18 protein-coding genes are annotated in these 23846 nt (G+C 67.9%); 3 read left to right on the forward strand and 15 right to left on the reverse strand.

Features of this window, described 5'->3' with window-relative positions; genetic code table 11:
• Positions 1–5: 5 nt before the first annotated feature.
• From COC42_RS06500 to COC42_RS06520, 5 genes are all read right to left on the reverse strand, one after another.
• Positions 6–1499, reverse strand: coding sequence for a tryptophan halogenase family protein (locus COC42_RS06500; protein ID WP_425442819.1), 1494 nt, complete (start codon positions 1497–1499; stop codon positions 6–8).
• Positions 1499–2527, reverse strand: a complete 1029-nt coding sequence (locus COC42_RS06505) for a cupin-like domain-containing protein (RefSeq protein WP_096342360.1) — start codon at positions 2525–2527, stop codon at positions 1499–1501. Before COC42_RS06505 ends, COC42_RS06500 begins: the two co-directional genes overlap by 1 nt.
• Positions 2520–3227 carry a SapC family protein gene (locus COC42_RS06510; RefSeq protein WP_096342361.1) on the reverse strand — a complete coding sequence of 236 codons (708 nt, stop codon included), beginning with the start codon at positions 3225–3227 and terminating at the stop codon, positions 2520–2522. Before COC42_RS06510 ends, COC42_RS06505 begins: the two co-directional genes overlap by 8 nt.
• Positions 3227–4747: a tryptophan halogenase family protein gene (locus COC42_RS06515; RefSeq protein ID WP_245843894.1), complete on the reverse strand. Its 1521-nt coding sequence runs from the start codon at positions 4745–4747 to the stop codon at positions 3227–3229. Before COC42_RS06515 ends, COC42_RS06510 begins: the two co-directional genes overlap by 1 nt.
• Positions 4748–4828: 81 nt before the next feature.
• Positions 4829–7873, reverse strand: coding sequence for a TonB-dependent receptor (locus COC42_RS06520; RefSeq protein ID WP_096342363.1), 3045 nt, complete (start codon positions 7871–7873; stop codon positions 4829–4831).
• Positions 7874–8061: 188 nt separating this feature from the next.
• Here COC42_RS06520 and COC42_RS06525 point away from each other — a divergent pair, with 188 nt between their 5' ends.
• A complete protein-coding gene (locus tag COC42_RS06525) occupies positions 8062–9255 on the forward strand; it encodes an MFS transporter (protein ID WP_096342364.1) in 1194 nt (397 codons plus the stop codon).
• A gap of 21 nt (positions 9256–9276) precedes the next feature.
• Here the strand turns inward: COC42_RS06525 and COC42_RS06530 are convergent, their stop codons facing one another.
• Positions 9277–9777, reverse strand: coding sequence for a Dps family protein (locus COC42_RS06530; protein WP_096342365.1), 501 nt, complete (start codon positions 9775–9777; stop codon positions 9277–9279).
• A gap of 108 nt (positions 9778–9885) precedes the next feature.
• Positions 9886–10455, reverse strand: coding sequence for a TMEM165/GDT1 family protein (locus tag COC42_RS06535; protein WP_096342366.1), 570 nt, complete (start codon positions 10453–10455; stop codon positions 9886–9888).
• Positions 10456–10603: 148 nt separating this feature from the next.
• Here COC42_RS06535 and rpmG point away from each other — a divergent pair, with 148 nt between their 5' ends.
• Positions 10604–10771: a 50S ribosomal protein L33 gene (rpmG, locus tag COC42_RS06540; RefSeq protein ID WP_033922433.1), complete on the forward strand. Its 168-nt coding sequence runs from the start codon at positions 10604–10606 to the stop codon at positions 10769–10771.
• 82 nt (positions 10772–10853) lie between these two features.
• On the opposite strand, the gene COC42_RS06545 is transcribed toward rpmG, so the two are convergent.
• The 7 genes from COC42_RS06545 to COC42_RS06575 form a co-directional block, all read right to left on the reverse strand.
• Entirely contained in the window at positions 10854–11600 is a 747-nt protein-coding gene (locus COC42_RS06545) for a Crp/Fnr family transcriptional regulator (RefSeq protein ID WP_245843897.1), read from the reverse strand.
• 93 nt (positions 11601–11693) lie between these two features.
• Entirely contained in the window at positions 11694–13202 is a 1509-nt protein-coding gene (gene rpoN / locus COC42_RS06550; protein ID WP_096342367.1) for an RNA polymerase factor sigma-54, read from the reverse strand.
• A gap of 33 nt (positions 13203–13235) precedes the next feature.
• Positions 13236–14012 carry an LPS export ABC transporter ATP-binding protein gene (gene lptB, locus COC42_RS06555; RefSeq protein WP_096342368.1) on the reverse strand — a complete coding sequence of 259 codons (777 nt, stop codon included), beginning with the start codon at positions 14010–14012 and terminating at the stop codon, positions 13236–13238.
• A 233-nt stretch (positions 14013–14245) separates the two neighbouring features.
• Positions 14246–15430: a methionine adenosyltransferase gene (gene metK, locus COC42_RS06560; RefSeq protein WP_096342369.1), complete on the reverse strand. Its 1185-nt coding sequence runs from the start codon at positions 15428–15430 to the stop codon at positions 14246–14248.
• A gap of 57 nt (positions 15431–15487) precedes the next feature.
• A complete protein-coding gene (lnt, locus tag COC42_RS06565; RefSeq protein ID WP_176484579.1) occupies positions 15488–17071 on the reverse strand; it encodes an apolipoprotein N-acyltransferase in 1584 nt (527 codons plus the stop codon).
• 49 nt (positions 17072–17120) lie between these two features.
• The gene (locus COC42_RS06570; protein ID WP_096342370.1) at positions 17121–19181 is read right to left on the reverse strand and encodes a S9 family peptidase; all 2061 of its coding nucleotides are present in this window, start codon (positions 19179–19181) and stop codon (positions 17121–17123) included.
• 9 nt (positions 19182–19190) lie between these two features.
• A complete protein-coding gene (locus COC42_RS06575) occupies positions 19191–20438 on the reverse strand; it encodes an APC family permease (RefSeq protein WP_096342371.1) in 1248 nt (415 codons plus the stop codon).
• Positions 20439–20506: 68 nt separating this feature from the next.
• On the opposite strand from COC42_RS06575, the gene COC42_RS06580 reads away from it, so the two are divergent.
• Positions 20507–22303, forward strand: coding sequence for an aminopeptidase P family protein (locus tag COC42_RS06580; protein WP_096342372.1), 1797 nt, complete (start codon positions 20507–20509; stop codon positions 22301–22303).
• Positions 22304–22344: 41 nt separating this feature from the next.
• On the opposite strand, the gene pgi is transcribed toward COC42_RS06580, so the two are convergent.
• The gene (gene pgi / locus COC42_RS06585) at positions 22345–23829 is read right to left on the reverse strand and encodes a glucose-6-phosphate isomerase (RefSeq protein WP_096342373.1); all 1485 of its coding nucleotides are present in this window, start codon (positions 23827–23829) and stop codon (positions 22345–22347) included.
• Positions 23830–23846: the final 17 nt, after the last annotated feature.

Consider the following 23846-nt stretch of genomic DNA (forward strand, 5'->3'; position numbering starts at 1 on the left):
GGAGGTCAGGCCGCCCTTTCGGCGGGCACGGCCGCCCCGCAATAGCGCGCGACATAAGCCGCGTGCGACGGTAGCGTCGCCACCGTCCGTGCCACCTGCTCGCGCAAGCCCCCGAGAAACCGGGCGAGTTCGTCGTCGCTGAGCTTCGCGGCGATCGGGTGCCAGGATTGCGGCACGATCCCCTGCCCGAGCATCACCTGCACCCAGCTGTTTTCGGCGAACAGCTCCTCGTTCCGACGAAAGACACGGCCCGTCTCGCGGAACAGCGCGATCTTCTGGGCGAGCGTTTCCGGCACGTCCATCGCCGCCGCCTGTCGCCAGAAGGGCGAATCGCGCCTGTCGGTCGCCTTGTAGTGGAGGATCAGGAAGTCGCGGATCTGCACCATGTCGGTCAGCTGCTGGTCGTTGAACTCAGCCACGTCGCTGGGATTGACGGGGCCAAGCGGCAGCATCCGGATTAGGCGCAGGATCGCCCGCTGGATCAGGTGGATGCTCGTGGATTCGAGCGGCTCCATGAACCCGCCCGACAAGCCGATAGCGATGCAGTTGCGATGCCACTGCTTGCGCCGCGCGCCGGTCTGGAACGACAGGTGATTGGGCTCGGTCAGCACCCGGCCCTCGACATTGCCTAGCAACCGCTCGAGCGCCGCCTCTCGGCTCAGATAGCGGCTGCACCAGACGATACCGTTGCCGGTGCGGTGCTGGAGGGGGATTCGCCACTGCCAACCCGCATCATGCGCCATCGCGCGGGTATAGGGGACGGGCGGCGCGGCATTCTCGGTCTGCACCGCGATCGCGCTGTCGCAGGGCAGCCAGTGGCTCCAGTCATCGTATCCGGCGTGCAGCGCCTTTTCGATCAGGAGCGCGCGAAAGCCCGTGCAGTCGAGGAACAGGTCGCCCTCGATCCGGCGCCCTCCGTCGAGGATCAGCGCGACGATGTCGCCGGTTTCGCCGTCGAGCTCGACCTCGCGGATCCGCCCTTCGATGCGGATCGTGCCATCCCCCTCGGCCATCGAGCGGAGAAAGCGGGCATAGGCGTTCGAATCGAGCTGGTACGCATAGTTGAGCGCATTGTCGGGCAGGTGCGCGAACCGGCCCTGCAACGCGGCGACGAGTTCGAGGCAATAATCGTCGTACGAGGCGTGCTGCCCACGCTCCAGCCCGCTTAGCCAGTAATGCTGGAAGCCCGCGGCCCAGTGATCCTTCCCCGTCACGCCGAAGCTGTGGAAATAGCGGTCGTGGCCGTCGCGCCACCCGTCGAAGAGGATGCCGAGCTTGAAGGTGGCGTTCGTCGCCCGCATGAACGACGCCTCGTCGATGCCGAGCAGGCGGTTGTACGTGACGAGCGGCGGGATGGTGGATTCGCCGACGCCGACGGTGCCGATCGCCTCCGACTCCACCAGCGTCACGGTCGCCGCGCCGCCCATGGTCCGCGCGATCGCGGCGGCGGCCATCCAACCCGCAGTGCCGCCCCCGGCGACGACGATGCGCTTCGGCATCATCGGCTCAGCTGCCGGAGGAGATAGGCGCGCAGCCGCCCCGCCGTCTCGGGCGTCAGCGGATCGAGCACGCCGCGCGCGCGCTCGGGAATATGCGCCGCCGCCGCTTCGGGGTCGCCAAAGACATAGTGATCGAACACCGCGCGCCAGTGCGCCTTCTCGTCCGCAGGCAGGTCGCGGATCGCCAGCAGCGCGTGGTTGAGCGCGTCCTGTGGGTGGCCGAGCCAGCGCGGGCTTTCGCGCCACCAGTAATTGACGAGGATGTTGAAAGGATCGAGCGCCTCGACATGATGCCACCACAGCGCCGGGATGTGAATCGCGTCGCCCGGTTCCAGCTCCGCCACAGTGGCGCTCGCCAGCGCGTCGGCGAAACGCGGGAAACGGTCGGGGTCAGGAGCGTGGAGGTCCGCCATGCTGATCGCGCGGCCGGCGGGGGTGTTGTCGACCGGCCCGAGATAGAGGTTGGCGAACTGCTCGCGGGGGAACAGCGTGAAGCGGCGGCGACCGGCGGCTACGCAGGCGAGATTGTGCGGCACGTCGTTGTGCGCGGCGATACGCGTCCGCGTGCCGATCCAGATGCTCGCCAGCGGCTGTCGCGCGCCCAGATCGACATGATTGGCCGCGTGCAGCCCGTCGAAATAGTCGTGCAGGTCGATCGAGCCGAGATAGATGGCCGGCCCGTCGCCCGCGGCTTCGCCTTCCTCGATCCGCGCGAAGATTTCGGCAAGACCGGCGTTCATCATGCGGAAGTTCATCGCCATGCCGGCGTCGTAGAACAGCCGCCCGTCGCTCTCGCCGCCCACCGAAACCGGAAACGCGCGATTCTTCGCGTGTGCGAGCAGATACTCCCGCGCTTCCCCGGCCGAACCCCGCCCCGCCCGAACGAGCGGCCAGTCGCCGACAAGGCCGCGGATGACGAACGGGGTCTCGGCCTCGACGAGCAACCGGTCGAGCGTCTGCGCGTCGCGCGCCTCGACCTCGCGCACCGCCGGAAGGGCCGCGAAGATGCCCGGATCGGCCTCAGCCATGGCCCTGCCGCCGGTTCTTGCGCGCGATCAGACCGGAGAGGTTGGTGAGCGAGGCGAGCGCCATGAAGATCGGCATCAGATGCCCCTCCCGGTGCAGCTCGGCGACGCTGGCGTCGTCCAGCGCCTGCAGCTTCGCCTCATCGATGACGTGATAGCCGATCAGCCGGTGGCGCGCCCCGTCCGCCAGCGTCACGTCGAGCGTCAGCGGCTCGAGCAGGTCGTGGCGCTTGAGCGCCGCAAAGAAGTCGCCCGATCGGTGATGGCCGGTGTCGAGCGCGCGCAGCTTCTCGATCACCGCCTCCAGATAGGGGGTCGGCGCGCCCTCCTCGTCGAACACGCGCACGCCCATCGGGTCGATGCGCGGGCTGTCGAGGTCGAGATGCACCTGGCCCTGCCCCTGCGGCGTGCGACCGATCAGGAAGGGCCGGATCTCGATCGATAGCGGCAATGCGCCCGCGTCCCATCGGTCGCCGTAGAGATACAGGTTCTCGCCCGCCTCGAACCCGAACAGCGCGAGGGCGTCGAAGCGATCGGCCTCAAGGTCGAGGCGAAACAGGATCGGATAGTCGTTCTGCACCCTCCTGAACTCGTCCGGCACGACAATCGCGCTCATCAGCGCATCGCCAAAGCCCGCGCCGTATCCGGCCGCGACACGCAGGTCGCGGTGGCGTTCGGGGTCGAGGATTGCATGGTTGGCCATCAGCGTGCTTCCTTCAGAAGCGGCCGCGCCGCCAGCGTGTCGAGATAGGTGCGATTGGTCGGCAGGCTCGCCGCCAGCGCCCGCGCGCGCTGGCGCAGCTGCCCCATCCGATCGGCGACCGGGGCGGCATCCTCGATCCGCATGGCCGGCGGCGGCGGCATGGGCGCGCCCATCCCATAGAGGACATACTGGTGGCTGGCGGCGGGGAACAGCTCGTCCACCGCGTCAAAGTCGCTCGGCATCGGCGCACGGTGACGCCAGCGATCGAGCATCACGCCCAGCTCCGCCGGGATCGTCGCGGGGTCGCGATGCGCCTGCCAATAGGGCTCGTCACGCTCGCTCAGTACGTAATGGAGCTTGAGGAAGGCGACGATCCGGTCCCAGCGCTGCCTGAATCGCGCGTTGAACCGCCCGGCCGCGCCCGCCATTGCACCGGGGTCGGCGGGGAAATCCTCGACCAGCGCGTCGAGCGACAGCTCGATGAGAACGATCGCCGACGCCTCGAGCGGTTCGAGGAAGCCGGCCGAGAGCCCGATGGCGAGGCAATTGCCCGCCCAAAAGCGCTCGCGATGCCCCGACCGGAACTGAAGCTTGCGGAACGAAATCGCCCGCGGATCGCAATCGGGCGCGCTTCGGCGGAGATAGTCGGTCAGCACCGCTGCCGCCCGATCGTCGTCCATATGCGCCGAGGCATAGACGCAGCCGATCCCGCGCCGCGTCGGCAGGCCGATATCCCAGATCCAGCCCGCTTCATGCGCAGTCGCGTCGGTGACGGCGGCGATCGTCGATCCCGGCGCCACCGGCACCTGCACCGCCAGCGCCCGGTCGTTGAACAGAGCGTCCGACCGATCGACGAACGGCACCCTGCAATACCCGCCTAACAAGAGCGCGGCATGACCGGTGCAGTCGATGAACAGGTCGCCCGCGACCTCGCCGTTGGCGCGCGTCGCGACGGCGGCGATCGTGCCGCCCTCGCCCGGCACCACGCTCTCGACATGATCGGCGATGTGGGCAACGCCCAGCCGCTCGGTCGCGTGGGCGCGGAGCAGCGCGGCGAACTTCCCCGCGTCGAGGTGATAGGCGTAGTTGAGTGCCCCGGCATAGTCGGGCATCGCCGGCTGGCGCGGAGCGAGGCCGCGTTCCGCGACCGCAGGCTGCGCGCAGACGGCATCTGCGAACGCTCCCGCCCCGCCCCAGCCCGCGACCAGCGCCGCCGCCGATCCCTCCACCGGCGGGGTGAAGGGGTGATGATAGGCATCGCGCCCGTCGCGCCAGCCGAAGAAGCGCGAGCCCTGCTTGAAGCTGGCGTCGCAGGCCGACAGGAATTCTGTCTCGGATATGCCGATGCGGGACAGGGTGCAGCGCATCGTCGGCCAGGTGCCCTCGCCCACGCCGATCGTCGGGATGTCGGGCGCCTCGATCAGCGTCACCTGCACGCGGCCGGGTTCGACGGCGGCGGCGAGGCGCGCGGCGGCGAGCCAGCCCGCGGTCCCGCCGCCGACGATCACGATCCTGGTCACCGACCCCGCCACTGGTGCCCGCTCCTCATCGCCCGACTGTGCCGCGAGGTGGCGAAAAGCGCCACCCCACGGTATCCGTCTCTAGAAACTGAAGCGCAGACCCGCTTGGTACCGGGCATATCCGGGCTGGGCGAAGGTCACGAAATTGTCCGACCGGCGATGGCCGCGCCGATTGGCGTTGGTGATGTTGATCCCCTCGGCGAACACGGTCAGGCCCTGCATGAACTCCCAGCTCGCGCTCGCGTCGACCTGCCCGTAATCCTCGACATAGGTCGGGTCGAACGCCCCGCCGGCATAGAAGCCCTCTCGCCAGTTGTACGCGACGCGCGCCTGGATGCCGTTCTTGTCATAGTACGCGACGGCATTGGCGGTGTCGCTCAGCCCCACCAGCGCGAACTGGCCGATATTGGGGTCGAGTGCATTGTCATAGGCAGTATCGCCGTTGACGATCGTGTAGTTGAGAAGGACGCCCAGCCCTGTATTCCAGAAGCGGTGCTGGATGGCGAACTCCCAGCCGTTGATGTTGGCGGTTTGATCGCTGTTGAACGGCTGGGTGATCTGGAAATTGAACAGATCGTCCTCGGGCAGGCCGAAGATGTTGCCGGTCAGATAGCTGACGCCGCCCGCCTCGGTCGTGCCGGTGACCTCGGACGAGGCCGGATAGTTGCGCAGGATATAGTCGCGCACGCGCACCGCGTCGCTGGTGCCGAGCGCCGCGACCGCCGCGCGATAACGCGGGCCGGACCCCGGATTGCGCAGGTCGAACGCCGACTGATCGACCTGTGTGTTCCCGATGAAGTTGCTGACATCCTTGTTGAAATAACCGACCGAGATGTAGCTTTCGCGGGTGTAGTACCACTCGGCCGACAGATCGATATTCTTCGACTTGTAGGGGACGAGATTGGGGTTGCCGAGCCGACCGGTGCCGCCGCCGATGCGCGGATTGGCATCGAGCTCGAGCCCGCCCTGAAGGCTGCTATAGTCGGCGCGGGTGATGGTGTGGCTGTACGACGCGCGCAGCTTGACGTTGCGCACGGGTTCGATGTCGAAGTCGATTGCGGGCAGCCAGTTGGCATAGCTGCCCTTGAAGGTCGTAAAGTCCGCGTCGGGGGCATAGACGAGCGCGAACTCGTTGGCGCCCGTCCAGCGCGTACCCGTCGGCACCGGCACCAGCGCCGAAGAGTTCACCACCGTCTGGTCATAGCGCACGCCGGCGATGATGTGCGCCGGATTGCCGTTCACGTCGAAGCTGAAATTACCCTGGATGAAGGGCGAGATCGTCTTCTCGCCGATCCGCCGATCGACGGTGTAGTTGGCCAGACAGGTGTCGCCCTGCACGCTGCCGGTCTGCGGATCCGAGCAGATATTGTATTGCGAGCGCAACAGCTCAGCCATCTGCTCGAAGTTGAACGTGTAGATCGCGCCGGGCAGCCCGCCGCTGCCGTCGAAGCCCTTGAACTTGTCGGGAAGGGTCACGCGCGTGAAGAAATCGTCGGGCACCGCCGCCGCGCCGAAAGACTGACCGCGCGGATCGACGCCGCCCCAGGTCTCGTTCTGGATGAAGCCATAGGCCGAACGAACCTGATTATCGACGAACGAGAAGCCCGCGTCGATGCTGTCGAGGAAGCCGCCGTCATGCTCGTAACGGCCCTTCAGCTGCACCTGGTTGATCGTGTCCTTGAAATAGGCGTTGCGGAATGCATTGCCCGTCGGCGTGATGAGCGACGGGTTGAGCGGGTCGATGCCAGGATACATCTCGTAATTGATGATCGGCAGGTCGCCGGTGAAATCGACGCGCTGCGATCGCACGCCGAAGATCGCGCCGCCGATCGACGTGCTCGAGCCATAGTCGTTGGTCGGCTTCGACTCCGCGGTCGAGTGATGGACGTCGAGCGACACGGTGACGCCACCCGGCGCATCCCAGGTGAGATTTCCGCCGAGCGACTTGTTGATCGACTTGTTGGCAGTCAGCGCCTGCGAATAGGAGAGGTCCTTGCCGGGATCGAACTGCTCCGAATAGAAGACCGGGCCGGCGACGGGACCGTCCGTCCATTCGGACGAGGTGTTGCCGAAGTTGAACCAGATGCCGACGCTGCTGTCGCGCACCTCGACCTGGTTCGACGAATAGGTGAAATCGACCGTCGCGGTCAGGCTTTCGGTGGGCTTGGCCTGAAGCACGAGCTGCCCGTTGATGCGCTCGCGATCGATGTCGATCAGGTCGTAGGCGGCGCTTTGTGGCACTTCATAGACGTCGGTCGGGCCGGGCCGGTTGGTGATCCGTTCCGAACCAGGCGTGCCCAGCTGGGGCAGCGTGCCCCAGTTGTTCTCCGCCCCCAGGAAGCCGTCGCGGAAGCCAACACTCGCCGAGTTCACGCTCGCCTTGCGCCGCTGATAGGTGCCCGACAGGAGAATGCCGAAGCGGTCGTCGCCGAAGCTCTTGGACACGATGCCCGATACTTCGGGAGTGATCGGATTGCCCTCGTTTCGCGACGTATCGAGGACGCCGCGCGCCGCGATCGAGCCGCGAAAGCCGGGGCGGTCGAGGGGGCGCGGCGTGCGGATGTTGATCGTCGAGCCGATGCCGCCCGAAGGAACCGCGGCGCGCCCGGTCTTGTAGACCTCGACAGCGGCAATGCCTTCCGACGCGAGGTTGGCGAAGTCGAATGAGCGTGAATTGGGCGCGCTCGCCCCGTCGCCCAGCGTCGAGGTCGGCATCTGGCGACCATTCAGCGTGACGAGGTTATACTCGGGGCCGAAGCCGCGGACGGTGACGGTCGAACCTTCGCCGTTCGAGCGGTCGATCGAAACGCCGGTGATGCGCTGGAGCGATTCGGCGAGGTTGGTGTCGGGGAACTTGCCGATATCCTCAGCCGAGATCGCATCGACGACGCCCTGTGCATTGCGCTTGATATCGACGGCTTCGCGCAGTGAGGCGCGGATGCCCGTCACGATGATGTCGTCGCCTGCCTCTTCGGCGGGGGCGCTGTCCTGAATTTCGGAGGGGCCGGGATTGCCGACCGTGGCGGCGGCATCCTGCGCCGCGGCGAGCGAGGGCACATGGCCCAGAACGATCAGCGACGCCCCGGCGGCGAATCGCGAAACCTGACGAGCACGGACGCTCAACATCCCCGTTTCCTCCCCTTTTCATGCGCGCTGCCCGGTGGAAAGCGCGTCTATGAGAACGTTCACTCCGCGCATTCCCGTTTGTTGTCAAGCAAGGGAACAGCGGTCACGCGATGTTAGCGGTAAAAGATGGGAACGTTCCCTGAAAGCCACAGGTGGCGATCGGTGCGAGCGCGGCGTAAAGCGCGGCGATGACCGGTCCTGCGCCCGCGCCGCCCCTTCGATCGCGAGCCTTTCTGTTCCTTTATGCGGTCGCCAGCGCGGGCGGCGTGGTCGCCTGGCTGCCGCTGTTCAGCCTGTTGCTGCCGATGCGGATCGAGGCGGTCGCGGGCGATGCGCGGATCGGGCTGGCGACGCTCGTCGCGGTGGCGGGCGCCGTCGTCGCGAGCGTCGCCAACATTGCCGCCGGCTGGGCGAGTGACCGCTCGCTGGAGCGCGGCGGCGGCCGGCGACGCTGGGTCGCGGCGGGCCTCGTCGCGCTCGCCCTCGCCTATCCCGTCCTTGCCGCGGCGGCCACGCCGGCGACGATCCTCGCGGCGGTGCTGCTCATACAGGTCGCGGTCAATCTGCTGATCGCGCCGCTGCTCGCGATCCTTGCCGACGAAGTGCCGGAGGGTCAGATCGGTCTCGCGAGCAGCCTGCTCGCCCTCGGTGCGCCACTCGCGTCTGCGTTTCTCGCACTGCTCGTGGCGGCGCCGGGGCTCGACATGGCGGCGCGGCTGATGATCGTGCCCCTGGTCGCGGCGTTGCTGGTGGGGCCGCTTCTGCTGGTGCGCGCGCCGGCCCGGTTGCCGCCGCCCGCCGACCATCCCGGCTCGCCGCCGCGCGACCTTGCCGCCGCGTGGCTCGCGCGGCTGCTGGTGCAGATCGCGGGCGTCGTCGTGTCGCTCTATCTCTTCTACTATCTGCGCGGGGTCGCGGGTGCCGCCTCGGCCGAACGCGTCGCGGCGCGCACGGGACAATTACTTACGATCGTCAATCTCCTCGCCGTTCCCGCAGCACTCGCCGCGGGTCGGCTGTCGGACCGAACCGGGCGGCGGCGCGCAATCCTGTTCGGCGCGGCGGGAATAGCGGCAGCAGGGCTGGTCGCAATGGGGACCGCCGCCCACTGGTTGACGGGCGCGATCGGCTATGCGGTGTTCGCGATCGGCTCGGCGGTATTCGTTGCGCTGCACGCGGGTTTCGCGATGCTGCTGTTGCCGAGCGCGCGGCGGCGGGGGCGTGATCTCGGCCTTCTCAATCTCACCAACACCGCGCCGTCGATCATCGGCCCGCCGATCGCTTGGGCGCTGACGGGCCCGGAGGGGTTCGGCCCCGCCTTCCTCGCGCTTGCCGCGCTGACGTTGGCGGGCGGCGCGCTGATGCTGGCGGTACGGGGCGACTGATCGACGCCGCCCCGCGCGGCCTTACTGCTTGCGGCTGGCCTCGAACAGGAACCAGGCGCGCTCCTCGGCTTCGTCGGTCCAGTCGTCGAGGATGCCGCTGGTCGCGTTGTCCTTGGCCTCGTCGACGATGTCCTTGGCCTCGCGCAGCAGTTCGACGAGCTTGAGGTTATCCTCGCGCAACTCGACGAGCATGTCGGCGGCGGGCACGAAATCGGCGTCATTGTCCTTGATTGTCTGGCGTCGGGCGATGTCTCCGATCGAGCGGAGCGTGACGTTCCCCGTCTTGCGCACGCGCTCGGCAATGGCGTCGGTCGTCGCCAGAATCTGCGCCGCCTGATCGTCGAGCATCAGGTGATAGTCGCGGAAATGCGGGCCGGAGACGTGCCAGTGGAAGTTCTTGGTCTTGAGATACAGCGCATAGCTGTCGGCCAGGATGCCGTTGAGGGCATCGGCCACCGTCTTTGCGGCATTGGTCTTGAGGTCGGTCGGGGTCTTGAGCGCGGGGGCGGGATTGTCGGCCATACCAAAGGGCTCCTCGTTGGGCGAAGTCGGTTCGGTAGCACAACGACAGGCATGCGCATTGGCTCCCGATCGCCACGACGGCTTTCTTCGATCGCCACGATCGGTTCGTCAGATCAGCCGCAGCCCGCCGAGCCCCATGACGATCCCCGACGCGAGCAGCAAGGTCCCGCCCGCACCGCCGATGATCCGCAATGGCAGCCGCCGCCACTCGCGCTCGCCGAGCGTTGCCGCGATGACCCCGCCAGTCATGGCGCCGAGCGCCGCACCCGATGCCGCCAGCACCGGGCTCGCCGACCAGGCGGCCGCGCCGAAGCCGACGAACTGCACCCGCTCGCCGAACGCGAGGATGAAGCTGCCGAGCGCCGCGGTCGGCAGCGGGCCGATCCGCCAGCCCTCCAGCCGGTCGCGCGGCGGCCTCGGCGGCATCAGCGCGCCTGCGCCTGCGAAAATCAGCGCGACACCGAAGAACAACGCCTTTGCATTCGGCGTCATCACATCGCGCACCGCCAGCGCGCCGACCGCTGCGATCGCCATGATCGCTGCCTGCGCGCCGGCCACCCCGAGCAGCACCGACGCCCGCCCGCCGAATCGATCGCCCAAAATTGCCGCCAGCCAGGCGGGGCGGTCCGCCGCCCCGGCAAGCAGCGCGGCGATCAGCGCGGGGAGCAGGCTGTCCATAGACCGTCTCTGCCCCGAACGCGCTTGCGAAGCCGTTAAGGATGCCGCGATGCTTGACGCCGCCGCCGGACTCGTGCATGCGCCGCGGCCTGACGGCGGTGCGCACGCGCGCCGCCTTTCGCTTTTTTGCTGCTACGGGAATTGGGCCATGGCCAAGCCGACCACTGTCAAGATCCGGCTGGTGAGCACCGCCGACACGGGTTTCTTCTACGTCACCAAGAAGAATCCGCGTAACCAGACCGAGAAGATGAGCTTCCGCAAGTATGATCCCGTCGTGCGCAAGCACGTCGAGTTCAAGGAAGCGAAGATCAAGTGATCTGACGGGCGGCACTCGCCGCCCGCTGATGCTTCAAAGGCGGGCCGCCCGGTCGGGTGCGCCCGCTTTTCGTATATATGGTCTACGCCGCCGCGCCCACGGGCTGTAGAATCTCGACGAGGTGGAGGTAGCGCGGCTCGAAATCGCCCGCCGCCCACAGGCCATTGCGGTTGATGATCCGCACCTGCCGGCCCGACCGTTCGATTAGACCCTCTTCCTCGAGCGTGCGCAGCATTCGGTTGACGTGCACGGGCGTCAGGCCGGTGACGTCGCCCAGCTGTTCCTGCGTCCACGGGAGCGTCAGCATGTCGGGCGGCGATAGGCCGACCGCCTGCGACCGGAGCGCCAGTTCGCTCAGCGCATGCGCGATCCGCGTCTTCGCGTCACGCCGGCCAAGATTGACCAGCCATTCGCGCGCGATTGACGCCTCCACCAGCGCCTCGGTCCAGAGCGCGCGGCCAAGGTCGCGATGCTCGAGCGCGAGCGTGCGCAGCACCTGCCGGTCGATCGCCGCCACCTTGAGCGCGGTCAGTGCCTGAACGTCGTGGTCGGCGATCTCGAGGAAGAGATGGGCAAGGTCGAGGAAATCGCCGCGAATTTCGATCGCGACGATCTGTCGCCCGCCGGTCGCCGTCGTCTTAGACCGCATCGCGACGCCGTCGAGCACGATCGAGCAGTCACGCGCCGGCGGGCCGCCATCATGCACGATCTCCGCCCCCGCCTCGATATCGCGCAGCGTAAACGGCGCCGTCTCGATCGCCATGCAGGCGGCCGCGGTCAGCTGGGACCGCAGCTTCAACTTGGTCAGGATCAGCGAATGGACGTTCACCTCGGCTCCCCAGCAATCGACAAAGATGACGCATGGGTAACGGTTTAGGTCCACCGCCCTTTTGGGGTCAGGCGGTCGCCGGGCCGCATCGCGTCACGCCGCGCCCGCCAGCGTCTTTTGCCGGCGGCGCTGGACCGAGCTGCCGATACCCATCGATTCGCGATATTTGGCGACCGTCCGACGAGCAATGTCGAATCCCTTGGCATTGAGCAGTTCGACCAGCGTGTCGTCGGACAGGATCTTCTTGGGGTCTTCCGCGCCGATCAGTGCGCGGATTGCGCTCTTCACCGCCTCGGCCGACACCGCATCGCCGCCATCGGCCGACTGAATGGCGCTCGTGAAGAAATATTTGAGCTCGAACAGGCCACGCGCGCAGCTCAGATATTTGTTGCTGGTGACGCGGCTGACGGTCGATTCATGCATCTCGATCGCCTCGGCCACCCGCGCGAGGGTGAGCGGGCGCAGGTGCGCGACGCCGTGGAGGAAGAACGCCTCCTGCTGCTTCACGATCTCCGACGCCACCTTGATGATCGTCCGCTGACGCTGGTCGAGCGCCTTGACCAGCCAGTTCGCGCTGGCGAGGCAGTCGGACAGCCACGACTTGCCCACCTTGTCCTTGCCCGCGCTCCCCGACAGCTCGACATAATAGGCCCGGTTGACGAGCACGCGGGGGAGCGTCGCGGCATTGATCTCGACCGCCCAGCCATTGCCGCGCCTCGCCACGAAGATGTCGGGCACGACGCTCTGCACCGGTTCGCCGCCATAACGGCAGCCGGGCTTGGGGTCATAGTCGCGCAGCTCGCGGATCATGTCGGCCATGTCCTCCTCGTCGACGCCGCAGATGCGGCGGAGCTGCGCGATCTGCCCGCGCGCGAGGAGGTCGAGATTGTCGATCAGCCGCGCCATCGCGGGATCGTAGCGATCGGCTTCCTTGGCCTGGAGCGCAATGCATTCGGCCAAATTGCGCGCGCCCACGCCGGTCGGGTCGAAGGTCTGAATGCACGCCAGCACCTGCTCGACCTGAATGAGCGGCACGCCCAGGCGCTGCGACACGTCGAGGAGATTGGCAGTCAGGTAACCGCACTCGTCGATCTGATCGATCAGGTGCGCGGCGACGAACAGGTCCGGGCCGGACAGCACCGCGCCCGCCTGAGCGAGGAGGTGGTCCTGCAGGCTCTCACCCGCCGCGGCGAAGCTGTCAAAGTCGGGCGCCTCGCCCTCCCCGCCGCCGCTGCCGGTCGCGCCCAGCCCAAGCGAGCCGTCGAGCCCGCCGACCGAGTCGCTGGCGCTGTCGTGGTGGAACGCCTCGACGCCCATGTCGACGTCGAGGCTTGCCTCGCCCGAGCCCGCGCCCATCGTGAGCAGCTCGTCGGCCTGCGCGGGTTCGTCGCGGGCGACAGGAGCGTCCTCGCCCCCCTCGCGCTCGCCGCCGCCGTCATCCTCGCGCGCGGCCTCGAGCAGCGGGTTCTTCTCGATCTCCTCGGCGATGAACCCCTCGACCTCGAGGTTCGACAGCGCGAGCAGGCGTATCGCCTGCTGCAGCTGCGGCGTCATGACGAGCGATTGCGTCTGCCGAAGGTCTAGGCGCGGCGCGAGGCTCATGGGCCAATCGGGGCAAAGGAGGCCGCCATCAACTCAAAGCGAGAAGCTCTCGCCCAGATACAGGCGGCGGACATTGGCGTCGGCCACCAATTCCGCCGGGCTGCCTGCGAACAGCACACGGCCGTCGTAGATGATGTAGGCGCGGTCGACGATCTCCAGGGTCTCGCGGACATTGTGATCGGTGATGAGCACGCCGATGTCGCGCTGCTTCAGGTCCTTCACCAGATCGCGGATATCGGCGATCGAGATCGGGTCGATGCCCGCGAACGGCTCGTCGAGGAGCATGATCGACGGATCGGCGGCGAGCGCGCGGGCGATCTCCGCCCGCCGCCGCTCGCCGCCCGACAGCGCCATGGCGGGCGCATCGCGCAGGCGGGTGAGGCCGAACTCGTCGAGCAGCCGGTCGAGCTTGACCTGACGCGCCGCCTTGTCGGGTTCGGCGAGTTCGAGCACTGCGGAGATGTTCTTCTCGACGCTGAGCCCGCGGAAGATCGAGGTTTCCTGCGGCAGATAGCCGAGGCCAAGGATCGCGCGGCGATACATGGGCAGCGCGGTGATATCCTCGCCGTCGAGCATGATGCGGCCCGAATCGGGCTTCACCAGTCCCATCACTGAATAGAAGCTCGTCGTCTTGCCCGCACCGTTGGGCCCGAGCAGGCCGACTACCTCGCCGCGCGCGACGTTCATCGACACGTCGGTCAGGACGACGCGCTTGTCATAAGCCTTGGCGATCGAGACGACGGCGAGGCCTGTGTCGCTCGGCAGCTCGACGACGGTCGGCACTTCCTGGATGGTGGTGACGTCGTCCATCGATCGATCGGCTCCCGCGTTGCGGCGAGCCTTTTCGCGCCTTCCCCACCGCTTGGCAAGGTTCGTGCATATCGATGGCGGGCGGTTGTGGCGCCGGGGCGACAGGGCGCGCGCGATATTGAGGAGAGAAGAAGGGTGGTCCCGGGTCGAGCCCGGGCTACGGGGCTAGGAAGGCGACGGCTCCAACAAACCCACGCCACCCCGGCTGCGAGCCGGGGTGACTTGGGTTTCTCTTAGCCCAGCTCGGCCTTCAGCGCATCGACGAGGTCGGTGCGTTCCCAGGTGAAGAATTCGCCATCCGCCTTGCGCCCGAAATGGCCGTAGGCGGCGGTCGGCTGATAGATCGCCTTGTTCATGCCGAGGTGGGTGCGGATGCCCTTGGGCGTCAGGCGGACGAGCTTGGGCAGAACCGCCTCGATCTTCGCCGCATCCACGGTGCCGGTACCGTGCGTGTCGACATAGAGCGAGAGCGGCTCGGCGATGCCGATCGCGTAGGAGAGCTGGATCGTGCAGCGCTTGGCAAGGCCCGCCGCGACGACGTTCTTGGCGAGATAGCGCGAGATGTACGCGGCCGAGCGGTCGACCTTGGTCGGATCCTTGCCGCTGAACGCGCCGCCGCCATGCGGGGCCGCACCGCCATAGGTGTCGACGATGATCTTGCGGCCGGTCAGGCCGGCGTCACCGTCCGGTCCGCCGATCTCGAACAGGCCGGTTGGGTTGACGTAGATCTGGCTCTGGTCGGTCGGCATCCAGCCCGCGGGCAGCACTTCCTCGAACACCGTCATCACATAGTCGCGCAGGCGCTTCTGGCCGGCGTCGTTCGACAGCGCCTTGGTATGCTGGGTCGAGACGACCAGAGCGGTCGCGCCGGTCGGGACGCCGTTCTCGAACTTCAGCGTCACCTGGCTCTTGGCGTCGGGCTCAAGGAAATCAACGGTACGGGCATGGCGGTCGGCGGCCATCTTCTCGAGGATGCGGTGCGAGTAATAGAGCGTCGCGGGCATCAGGTCGGGCGTCTCGTCACAGGCGAAGCCGAACATGATGCCCTGGTCGCCGGCACCCTCGTCCTTGTTGCCGCTCTCGTCCACGCCCTGCGCGATGTGCGCCGACTGGCCGTGCAGGTGGCAGGCGAAATCGGCGGTCTGCCAGTGGAAGCCGTGCTGCTCGTATCCGATGCGGCGGACGGTATCGCGCGCGGCCTGCTCGATCTCGGCAAGGCTGGGAAACGCGTCCTCGTTCGCGCGAACCTCGCCCGCCAGGACGATGCGCTGCGTCGTCACCATGGTCTCGCACGCCACCCGCGCGACGGGATCACGCGCCAGGAACAGATCGACGACGGCATCCGAAATCTGGTCGGCGACCTTGTCGGGATGCCCCTCGCTGACCGATTCGGAGGTGAAGAGATAATTGTCGCGCATGCTTTCCCCGTGGGTTGGCACCGGCGAGAGGCCGGACTTCAAGATATAAAGCTATGGTTATATGAGGCCGTAGCGAGGTCGCCGCGGGATGGCAATCGCGACTGCCAGCATCAGCAGCACGACGATCGCCGCCGCAAGATTGCCCAGCCGCGAAAACAGGGTGGGCGGCAGCGCGGCGGGAATGGGTAGCTCGATCGCGCCGGCGCGGCGGATGCCGATCGTTCCGATCAGCCGGCCCTGGGCGTCGATCACCGCGGAGATACCGGTGGGTGTCGAGCGGATTACCGGCAGCCCTTCCTCGATCGCGCGCAGCCGCGCCTGGGCCAGGTGCTGCGGCGGACCCCATGCGCCGAACCAGGCGTCGTTCGAAGGATTGAAAAGCATGTCGGGCCGGTTCGCCCGATCCACCACCTCGCCCGAGAAGATGATCTCGTAGCAGATCTGCATGCCGACCGATCCGAAGCCGGGCACCGCAAGCGTCCGGGGTCCCGGCCCCGCCAGATAGTCGATCTCGCCAGCCACCAGCCGCGACAGGCCAATACGCGACAGGATCGGCCGCATCGGCAGATACTCGCCATAGGGCACCAGATGCGCCTTGTCGTAACGCTGCGGCCCCAGCTTGCCCGCGGGATCGAGGACGAAGATGGCGTTGCCCGCGCCCTTAAGCTCGCGCCGCTCATCGAACTCGATCGCGGTCGAGCCGATGAGCGCCATATCGCGCGGCCCCAAGAGCGACGCGATCCGCCCGCGCGTGACCGGTGCAGTTCCCTTGTAATACCAGTCGGCGGGATAACCGTCCTCGACATAATAGTTCACCGCGCCTTCGGGCCAGACGAGCAGGCGCGGGTGGCGCTGCGGCCGGCCTGACTGGTCGATCATCGCCTCGAGGATGCGAAGGTCGTAATTTCCGTCCTGCATCGCTTCCTGCCCGACATTGGGCTGGACGACGCGGACGCGCGGCGTGTCGGGGCCGACGCGCTGCGGGATCGGATGGGCTGAGGCGAACACGCCCGCCAGCAACAGGCCCGCCGCGGCTACCGCCGGCATCCGCCAGCGCCGCCAGCCGACCAGCAACATCAGCGCGCCGGCGATCGCGACGGTGATGCCCGACAGCGCATAAGTGCCGACGAACGCGGCGATGCGCGCGACGCTCAATAGCGGCAGCCAGACGACCGCGACCGGGTTCCAGGCATAGCCGGTGAACATCGTCGCGCGCAGCCACTCGGTCGCGATCCAGGCGGCGGCGAAGACGAGGACGTAGCTGCCCCCCGGCTCGGTCGTCCGGTCCCCTGCCGAGCGCGGGCTGGCGAGCCGCCACGCAAGCCCTGCCGCCATTGCCGGATAGACCGCGAGATAGAGCGCCAGCAGGACGACCGCAATGTAGCCGAGCACCGGCGGCATCTTGTCCTGATAGTCGAAGGCGTGCTGGATCCAGTTGTTGCCGATCGTGAAATGCCCGACGCCGAAGGTCCAGCCGCGCAAGCATGCCGCCTTGAGGCTGGGCGCGTCATGGACGATCCACATGAGCAGCGCGAGCGCGGCTATAGTGACGGGGAACAGCTGAAGCGGCGCAAAGCCGGTCGCCGACAGTGCGCCGGCGATCAGCAGCGTGAGGTAGGGGTGGCTGGCGAGGCGCGTCACGCACCCCTCCGGTCGTCCCGAGCGAGGTCGAGCGACGAACGGAGGTTGGTCACGCCCCGGTCTCCACCCCCAGCTGCCACAGCACGAACGCGTTCTCCTCCGCAGCTTCCTTCAGGCTTTCCCACCGTCCCGACTTGCCGCCATGGCCCGCACCCATCTGCGTCTTGAGCACGAGCACGTTGTCGTCGGTCTTCATCGCGCGCAGCTTCGCGGCGAACTTGGCGGGTTCCCAATAGGTGACCCGTGGGTCGTTGAGGCCGCCGCCGATCCAGAGCGCCGGATAGGCCTGTGCCTTGACGTTGTCATAGGGCGAGTAGCTGCGGATCAGGTCGAACGCCGCCTTGTCCTCGATCGGGTTGCCCCATTCGGGCCATTCGCCGGGGGTGAGCGGCAGAGTGGCGTCCATCATCGTGTTGAGCACATCGACGAAGGGCACATCGACCACCGCCACCCGCCACAATTCGGGGTCGGAATTGATCACCGCACCCATCAGCTCGCCGCCCGCCGACCGCCCGGCAATGGCGATGTTGCCGGCGCTGGTGAAGCCGCGCTCGATCAGCCCCTTTGCCACATCGACGAAGTCGTTGAACGTGTTGGTCCGCTTCTCGAGCTTGCCGTCGAGATACCATTGCTGGCCAAGGTCGTCGCCGCCGCGAATATGCGCGATGGCAAAGGCGACCCCGCGGTCGAGGAAGCTCATCCGGCTGGTCGAGAAGCCCGGCGGCACCGCATAGCCATAGGCGCCGTACGCATAGAGATAGAGCTTGCCCGACCCATCGCGCGGAAAGCCCGCGGGATAAACAATCGAGCACGGCACCTCGGTCCCGTCGCGCGCAGTGATCTTCAGCCGCTCGGTCGCGTATTTCGACGCGTCGTAGCCCGAGGGAATCTCCTGGACCTTGAGAACCTCCAGCTCGCCGGTGCCGACATGATAGTCATAGACGGTGCCCGGCGTGACCATTGATTCATAGCCGAGCCGCAGCGTCTGGATCGCATATTCGGGATTGTCGCCGACCCCCGCGACATAGCTCGCCTCCGGGAAGGGGATGCGCGTCGGCGCGCCGCCTTCGTATCGGTGCAGCTCGATCTGGTCGAGCCCGTCCTTGCGCCCCTCGACCACGAAGAAGTCGGCGAAGCAGGTGACGTCGGTCATGTAGAAATGCCGGCTCGGCCCGATCCGCTCGACCCAGTCGGTGGGGTTGTCGAGGCTTGCCGTCACCAGACGGAAGTTCGGGTCCACGTCGTTGGTGTGGATGAACAACGTGCCGTCATGCTCGTCCACGTCATATTCGCGCCCCACCTGTCGCGGCGCGACGCAAAGGAGCGGCGCGGTCACGTCGTCGGCGGGAAGGAGGTAGACCTCGCTGGTCACATGGTCGCCCGATGCGATGACGATGAAGCGCTGCGACTGGGTCTCGCTCACGCCGACGCGGAAGCCCTCGTCCGCCTCGCGATAGAGTTCGGTGTCCTCGCCCCCACCCAGCCGGTGCAGCATCACGCGGTCGGTGCGCCACTGTTCGTTGGCTGGGGTGTAGAGCAGCCCCGTGCCGTCCGCGGTCCAGACCAGCGCGCCAAGCGTGCCCGGGATGATGTCGGGCAGGTGCTCACCGGTCGCCAGATCCTTGATCCGCGCCTCGAACCGCTCCGAACCGTCGGTGTCGGTGGCATAGGCGAGCAGGCGGCCGTCGCGGCTGATCGACAGCGCACCGAGGCGGAAATATTCCTTGCCCTCGGCCAGCGCGGGTTCGTCGAGGATCAGTTCGTCAGGCCCACCGGCGACGGGCTTGCGCCACCAGCGGCGATATTCGCCGCCCTCCTCGAAATCGGTCCAGTAGAGCCAGTCGCCGTCCTTTTGCGGAACGGTCGACTCGTCCTCCTTGATCCGCCCGCGCATCTCCTTGAACAGCTTGTCGGCAAGCGGCTTGAGGGGCGCCATCACCGCGTCGTGATAGGCGTTCTCGGCCTTCAGATAGTCGAGGATTTCCTCATCCTTGACCTCGGGATAGCCGGGGTCGCGCAGCCACGCATAGGGATCGTCGATCGTCTGGCCGTGGGCGGTGAAGCTGTGGGCACGCTGCGCCGCGATTGGCGGCTGGGGGAGAGCGGTCATGCCCCTCCCCTAGCCGCGCGTCCCGCTGCGCAGCAAGGGGACGATGAGGGCGAGCAGCAACGCCATCACGCCGATCGCCAGCGCGCTCGTCCAAGGGTCCTCCACGATGAAGGCGATGGCGAGCGCAAGGTTGATCGCGCCCGAGACGAGCGCCGGCCATGGATACAGCGGCATCCGCCACGGCCGATCGAGCGCGGGCTCGCGCCGCCGCACGACGATCGCGGCGGCATTGACCGCGACGCCGACCAGCGCGAGCAGGGCGCCGCCGATCGCGGTGGCGACGAGCGCGGCGCGCGGCGTGCCGCCCTCCGCCACGCCCGCCAGCGCCCGCAGATCGAACCTCCGCCCGATCGCGAACAGGATGCGCGGGAGGAACATCAAGAGCACGCCCAGAATCGTCGCCAGCGAGACAAGCGACACGACCGTCATCGCCGCATCCGCCCTCGCGCCAAGCACGCGGCCCGCGGCATCGGCGGCGACCAGCGTGGACTTCGCCATCTCGGCCGGGGTCAGGACGTGGAGCATCGCCGCGTTGAGGCCGACGAACACCGCCGTCACCAGCGCTATGCCGATGAAGGTCCCGCGCACCAGCTGGCGCGGGTTGCGCAGCTCCTCCGCGAAGTAAGCCGCGCCGTTCCAGCCATAGTAGGTGCCGTAGATCGCCCGGAACGCGCCGATCGCGGCGACCAGAGTGATCGCGCCGCCCGTCACCGGCTCGGCCGCCACCGTGTCGCCGCGCGCAAAAGCAAGCGCCGCGATGAGCGCCAGGAACAGCACCGCCTTGATCGCACTGCCCACTTCCTGCGCCGCGGCGGCGGCGCGCGTGCCCGTCCACTGCACCGCCAGCATCGCCGCGATCAGCAGCACCGCGACGACCGGGATCGGCAGGCCGCCATCGGCCCCCAGCCGTCCCAGATACTCGGCGAAGACCACGGCGATGAACGCCACCGCGCCCAGATTGCCCAGCCAGTCGGCCAGCCCCGCCGCCAGCCCGGCGACCGGCCCGAACGCCCGACGCACGAACGCATAGGGGCCGCCGGCCTCGCCGATCGAGGTCGCGAGTTCGACGGTCGAGCAGGCGTCGATCGCCGCGATGACGCCGCCCGCCAGCCACAGGAGCAGCATCAGCTCGGCATCGGGCACGGCTGCTGCGACGAGGCCCGGCGTGCGCAGGATACCCTGGCCGATCGTGCCGCCCACCACTGCCGCCACCGCGAATGCCGCGCCGAGCACGCGCAGCAATCTCGTCCCGCTCATCCGCCATTCCCCATGCCTCGACTTAGGACCGGCGGCGGCGGTAAGGGAAGCGGCAAAGGAGCATTCCCATGTCCACCCATGCCGACCGCCTCGCCGCGCTGCGCGCGCAGTTGAAGCGCCAGTCGCTCGACGGCTTCGTCGTGCCGCTGACGGACGAGCATCTGTCCGAATATGTCGGCGCCTATGCCCAGCGCCTCGCCTGGCTGACGGGGTTCGAGGGGTCGGCGGGGACCGCGGTCGTGCTGCCGGCGGAAGCGGCGATCTTCACCGACGGGCGCTATACGCTGCAGGTGCGCGAGCAGGTGTCGGCGGACCATTGGGCCTATGTCGGCGTGCCCGCGACGAGCGTGTCGGGCTGGCTCGCCGAGCATGCGCCGGGCGGCGCGCGGATCGGCTACGACCCGTGGCTCCACACCCGCGCTTGGGTCGAGGAGGCGCGGCGCGCGCTTGCGGCCAAGGGCGCCGAGCTGGTCGCGGTCGAGGGCAATCCGATCGACGCCGTCTGGACCGGGCGCCCCGAGATGTCGCCCGCGCCGCTCGCCGCCTATCCCGACGCGCTTGCCGGGCGCAGCGCCGCCGACAAGCGCGGCGAGATCGCCGAGTGGCTAAGCAAGCGGCGCGCCGACGCCGTCGTCCTGTCGGCGCTCGACGCGATCGCCTGGACCTTCAACGTTCGCGGGGCGGACGTCGAGAGCACGCCGGTCGCGCTCGCCTATGCGATCGTCCATGGCGACGCGACCGCGGACCTGTTCGTCGACGAAGGCAAGCTGACCGACGAGGTGCGCCGCCACCTCGGCAACGCCGTGCGCCTGCATCCGCGCGCCGCGTTCGCGGGCGCGCTCGGCGGCTTTGCGGGCAAGCGGGTAGTCGCCGATCCGGCCGGCTCGGTCGCGGCGATCTTCGACGCGCTGGAGGCGGGCGGCGCGACTGTGGTGGCGACGCGCGATCCCGTCGTCCTTGCCAAAGCGATCAAGAACCCCGCCGAGATCGCCGGCCACGACGCCGCGCAGCTGCGCGACGCGGGCGCGATGGTGCGCTTCCTCAAATGGATCGAGGCCGAGGCGCCCAAGGGCGGCCAGACCGAACTGTCCGCCGCGGCCAAGCTTCGCGAATTCCGCGAGGCGACCGGCGCACTCAAGGACGTGTCATTCTCGTCGATCTCGGCCACCGGCCCGCACGGCGCGATCCCGCATTATCACGTCACCGAAGCGTCGAGCCTGCCGATCGAGCCGGGCCAACTGTTCCTGATCGATTCGGGCGGCCAGTATCTCGACGGCACCACCGACATCACTCGCGTCGTGCCCGTGGGCGCGCCGACCGCGGAGATGCGCGATCGCTTCACCCGCGTGCTGAAGGGGCACATCGCCATCGCCACCGCGCTCTTCCCCGACGGAACGGTGGGCGCGCAGCTCGACAGCTTTGCGCGCCGGCCGCTCTGGGACGCGGGGCTCGATTATGCGCACGGCACCGGCCATGGCGTCGGCGCCTATCTGTCGGTTCATGAAGGGCCCCAGCGCATCGCCGCGCCCAATTACCCGGGCGGCGGGCCGGCCGAGCCGCTGCGCGCCGGCATGATCCTCTCGAACGAGCCCGGCTACTACAAGGCCGGCGAATACGGCATCCGCATCGAAAACCTGATCCTCGTCGAACCGCGCACGATCGCCGGCGCAGACCGCCCGATGCTCGGCTTCCGCACGCTCACCTTTGTCCCGATCGAGCGCGATCTGATCGAGCCGGGGCTCTTGTCGGCGGAGGAGCGGGCCTGGCTCGACGCCTATCACGCCGAGGTGCTGGCAAAGGTCGGCCCGTCGCTCGACGCCGAGCATCAGGCCTGGCTTGCGGCGAAGTGCGCGCCGCTTCCTTAGCATATTCGTCACCCCGGACTTGATCCGGGGTGACGAACAGGTCAGCCGAGCGCCCGCTTGATGAGCGCCTCGGTCGAGGCGTCGAGGTCCTGGTCGCCCGCATCGGCCGCGCGCGCCATTTCCTTGCCGAGCTCCACCCCGAACTGATCGAAGGCGTTGATGCCGAGGATCGCCGCGTTCACGAACGTCCGATGTTCGTAGAAGGCGATCAGCGCGCCCAGCGTCCGCGGGTCTAGCGTGTCGAGGAGCAGCGTCGAGGACGGCCGGTCGCCCGGATAGGCGCGCGCCTTGTCGGCATGATCGCGCCCCTTCATCAGCGCCGCCCCCTGGGCGAATGCGTTGAGGAGAAGCTGGCGGTGATGCTGCTCGTCGAGCGTGTCCGCCGCCTCGATCACGGCGAGGAATTCGACCGGAACGACATGGGTGCCCTGGTGAAGGAGCTGGAAAACCGCATGCTGCGCGTCGGTGCCGGTCCCGCCCCAGGTGATCGGCGCCGAGGGGCGATCGAGCGGCACGCCGTCGGCGGTCACGCCCTTGCCGTTCGACTCCATCTCGAGCTGCTGGAGATAGTCGGGGAGGAGCCGCAGCCGCTCGTCATAGGCGAACACCGCGCGGGTCGAGAGGCGGCGGACCTGCGTGTAGTAGAGGTCGGCGAACGCCGCGAGCACCGGCGCGTTCGCGGCCGGCTCGGCAAAGCGGAAATGCCGGTCCATCTCGGCCGCGCCCTCGAGCAGTTCCTCGAACGCGTCCCAGCCGAGTGCCATCGCGGCAGGAAAGCCGATCGACGACCATAGCGAATAGCGCCCGCCGACACTCTCGCTGAACGGCAGGATGCGCGTCTCGTCGACGCCCCATTCGACCGCCTTTTCGGGATTGGCGGTCAGGGCGATGACGCGGCCATAAGGGTCCTCGACCCCCGCCTCGGTCATCCAGCCGATCGCGCTCTCGGCGTTGAGCATCGTCTCGGTGGTCGTGAAGGTCTTCGACGCGACGGCGATGATCGTCGCATGCGGATCGAAATGCTCGAGCGCGGCTTCGAGCGCGAGGCCGTCTACGTTCGATACGATCGCGACGTCGTAATGCATCCCCTCCTGCCCCAGCGCGCTGACGAGCAGGTCAGGACCGAGCGCCGAGCCGCCGATGCCGATGTGCAGGACATGCTGGATCGGGCCGAGCGCCTCCCCCTCGATCGCATCGATCAGCGCGCGCATGCGGGCGTGCTGTGCCTTGGCGCGCGCGACGCTTTCGGCCGCGCCCTCATAGCGTTCGGCGGTGTGCTCGACCGCGCGGCCCTCGGTCACGTTGACGATCTCGCCTGCGAACAGCGCGTCGCGCTTGGCCTTGAGCCCGCCTTCGTCGGCGAGCGCGGCGAAGTCGGCGATCAGCTCGGGCGTCAGGTGCGTCTTCGACCAGTCGAAATGGATGCCCGCGACATCGAGCGTAAGGCCGTCCAGACGGTCGCCCCTCTCGAACAGTTCGCTGAGCGTGGGACGCGGGGCGGCTTCGATCTTCGACCAGTCGGGCATGGGCACCTCCTTTGGAG

This window comes from Sphingomonas spermidinifaciens (assembly GCF_002351485.1).
Classification (GTDB): domain Bacteria; phylum Pseudomonadota; class Alphaproteobacteria; order Sphingomonadales; family Sphingomonadaceae; genus Sphingomonas; species Sphingomonas spermidinifaciens.

Coding starts and splice junctions, on each gene's coding strand:
- COC42_RS06500 (WP_425442819.1), bottom strand. CDS start 1,499: ATGCCGAAGCGCATCGTCGTCGCCGGGGGCGGCACTGCGGGTTGGATG.
- COC42_RS06505 (WP_096342360.1), bottom strand. CDS start 2,527: ATGGCTGAGGCCGATCCGGGCATCTTCGCGGCCCTTCCGGCGGTGCGC.
- COC42_RS06510 (WP_096342361.1), bottom strand. CDS start 3,227: ATGGCCAACCATGCAATCCTCGACCCCGAACGCCACCGCGACCTGCGT.
- COC42_RS06520 (WP_096342363.1), bottom strand. CDS start 7,873: ATGTTGAGCGTCCGTGCTCGTCAGGTTTCGCGATTCGCCGCCGGGGCG.
- COC42_RS06525 (WP_096342364.1), top strand. CDS start 8,062: ATGACCGGTCCTGCGCCCGCGCCGCCCCTTCGATCGCGAGCCTTTCTG.
- COC42_RS06530 (WP_096342365.1), bottom strand. CDS start 9,777: ATGGCCGACAATCCCGCCCCCGCGCTCAAGACCCCGACCGACCTCAAG.
- COC42_RS06535 (WP_096342366.1), bottom strand. CDS start 10,455: ATGGACAGCCTGCTCCCCGCGCTGATCGCCGCGCTGCTTGCCGGGGCG.
- rpmG (WP_033922433.1), top strand. CDS start 10,604: ATGGCCAAGCCGACCACTGTCAAGATCCGGCTGGTGAGCACCGCCGAC.
- rpoN (WP_096342367.1), bottom strand. CDS start 13,202: ATGAGCCTCGCGCCGCGCCTAGACCTTCGGCAGACGCAATCGCTCGTC.
- lptB (WP_096342368.1), bottom strand. CDS start 14,012: ATGGACGACGTCACCACCATCCAGGAAGTGCCGACCGTCGTCGAGCTG.
- metK (WP_096342369.1), bottom strand. CDS start 15,430: ATGCGCGACAATTATCTCTTCACCTCCGAATCGGTCAGCGAGGGGCAT.
- COC42_RS06570 (WP_096342370.1), bottom strand. CDS start 19,181: ATGACCGCTCTCCCCCAGCCGCCAATCGCGGCGCAGCGTGCCCACAGC.
- COC42_RS06575 (WP_096342371.1), bottom strand. CDS start 20,438: ATGAGCGGGACGAGATTGCTGCGCGTGCTCGGCGCGGCATTCGCGGTG.
- COC42_RS06580 (WP_096342372.1), top strand. CDS start 20,507: ATGTCCACCCATGCCGACCGCCTCGCCGCGCTGCGCGCGCAGTTGAAG.
- pgi (WP_096342373.1), bottom strand. CDS start 23,829: ATGCCCGACTGGTCGAAGATCGAAGCCGCCCCGCGTCCCACGCTCAGC.